The sequence below is a fragment of the Spongiactinospora gelatinilytica genome, assembly GCF_003236385.1.
In the GTDB taxonomy this organism is placed as follows: domain Bacteria; phylum Actinomycetota; class Actinomycetes; order Streptosporangiales; family Streptosporangiaceae; genus Spongiactinospora; species Spongiactinospora gelatinilytica.
This window is the reverse complement of record NZ_POUA01000664.1, coordinates 1-1,940: the sequence shown is the minus strand read 5'-3', so window position 1 is coordinate 1,940 and position 1,940 is coordinate 1. Positions and strand designations below refer to the sequence as shown.

Genomic DNA, 1,940 nt, shown 5'->3' with positions numbered 1-1,940 from the left:
GTCCGTACGCTCCGGGCGCAGCCTGCCGAGCCTGGTCACGCCCTCACAGGTGATGGCGACATGCACGTTCCAGACGCCGGACGGCACGTCGCGCAGGTCGATCACCCCGGCGAACCTGCCGCCGCCCGACCACACCGGGAAGGATCGCTCGCCGTGCGCGGCGGGCCCGCGCGGGCGGAGCAGCACCGACACCGTGAAGTCCAGGTCAGGGCCGCCGTCCAGGGCCGCCTCGCCGCGTAGGGTGAGCAGGTCGCCCGCCCAGGCGACCTCGGTGAGCCGCCTGGTCACCGCCGAGGCCTCGACGCGGGCCAGCCGTACCAGTTGGTCGATGTCGTCGAGGGCGGCCAGCTTGCGGCGTTCCGGCGCGCTGAGCCGTTCGCGCACGCCGTCGGTCAGCCAGCGTTCGCACAGCGCGGCGATCTCGGCGGCGATCTCCTTGCGCGCCACGTCGCCCGCGGCCAGGAACGGCGCGCCCAGGTGGGCGAGCGCGTCGTGCCGGAAGTGGCGGCGCATCAGGTGGTCGCGCAGCGGCCCCGGCGGCACGTGCCCGGCGACGAGTTCCATCGGCCGCCTGATCAGCCGCAGCCGGCGGACGGGGTCGCGGCCGCCGTCCTTCTGCGCGACGTCGGCGCCGAGGTGGCGGCAGTCGTGCCCGGCGACCACGGAGATCACCCCGGCGTGGCAGTAGGCGTGGCTGGTGAAGACGATGTCCTCGCCGACCCGGAGGTCTTCGGCGAAGGTGATGTCGTGCGCGGTCAGCATCCCCCTGCGGAACAGCTTGCAGCAGCTCAGGCTGTTGTAGACGGGGCTGTCGCCGAGCGGCGCGCGATCGGTCCCGGCCTCGATGATCACGGGGCCGGGGCCGGCGCCCCGGCCGAGCACGATGTCGGAGCCGTTGCGGTCGGCCATCGCGGTCATCCGCTCCAGCGTCTCGGGACCCAGGTGGTCATCGGCGTCGCAGAAGAACACGTACCGGCCGCGGGCGTTGGCCAGCCCCAGGTTGCGGGCGCGCCCCGCGCCCATGGGGCGGTCCAGGCGCAGCACCTTGACCACCCCGGGGTGGTGCGCGGCGTACAGGTCGAGCAGCTCGCCGCCACCGTCGGCCGACCCGTCGTCCACCGCCACGATCTCCACCGCCACCCGCTGGACCAGCAGGGACGTCAGGCACCTGTCCAGGTACGGCCGGCGGTCGCGTACCGGCACCACCACGCTGACATCGATCTGCGTCACCACCGGGGCCGCTCCCACCGGGCCTGCGACACGCCCGCGCACCGACTCCATGGCGCTCCAGTATGTGTCCGGACGGTCGCACGGCGTGGAGGTTCCGCCGAATCGGGGTCTCTGGCCGCCCCGAGGCCACCGTGAGATCATGAGCCGATGAGCCATCCTTGGGTGTGCGCCACCTGCGCGAACCACTACCCGGAGGCGGAGTCGCCGCCGTCCGCCTGCCACATCTGCGCCGACGAGCGCCAGTGGGTTCCGCCGGGCGGCCAGCGGTGGACGACCCTGGCCGAGCTGTCGGCGGCGGGTCACCGCACCGACATCAGGGAGATCGAGCCCGGGCTGCTGGGCATCGGCGCGGCTCCGCAGGTCGCCATCGGGCAGCGGGCGCTGCTGGTCCGCACCGCGGAGGGCAACCTGCTGTGGGACCCTTCCGGGTTCATCGACGACGACGCCGTGCGGGCGGTGCGCGAGGCGGGCGGGTTGCGCGCGGTGAGCGCGAGCCATCCCCACTTCTACGGCTCGATCGTGGAGTGGAGCCGGGCCTTCGGGGCGGAGATCCTGCTGCCCGAGGCGGACGCCGCCTGGCTGCCGCGGCCTTCGCCGGCCGTACGCACCTGGTCGGGCATGCTGGACGTGCTGCCCGGCGTCACGCTGATCCAGTGCGGCGGCCATTTTCCTGGCAGCTCGGTGGTCCACTGGGCCGAGGGGGCGGGTGG

General features: G+C 73.8%; 2 protein-coding genes. One reads left to right on the top strand and one right to left on the bottom strand.

Going from position 1 to position 1,940, the window contains the following annotated elements:
• Positions 1 to 1,230 (bottom strand): glycosyltransferase family 2 protein (locus C1I98_RS38395; protein WP_158558392.1); only part of this gene is annotated, 1,230 nt, incomplete at its 3' end.
• A gap of 147 nt (positions 1,231 to 1,377) precedes the next feature.
• Here C1I98_RS38395 and C1I98_RS38390 point away from each other — a divergent pair.
• Positions 1,378 to 1,940 (top strand): MBL fold metallo-hydrolase (locus C1I98_RS38390; RefSeq protein ID WP_146607912.1); only part of this gene is annotated, 563 nt, incomplete at its 3' end.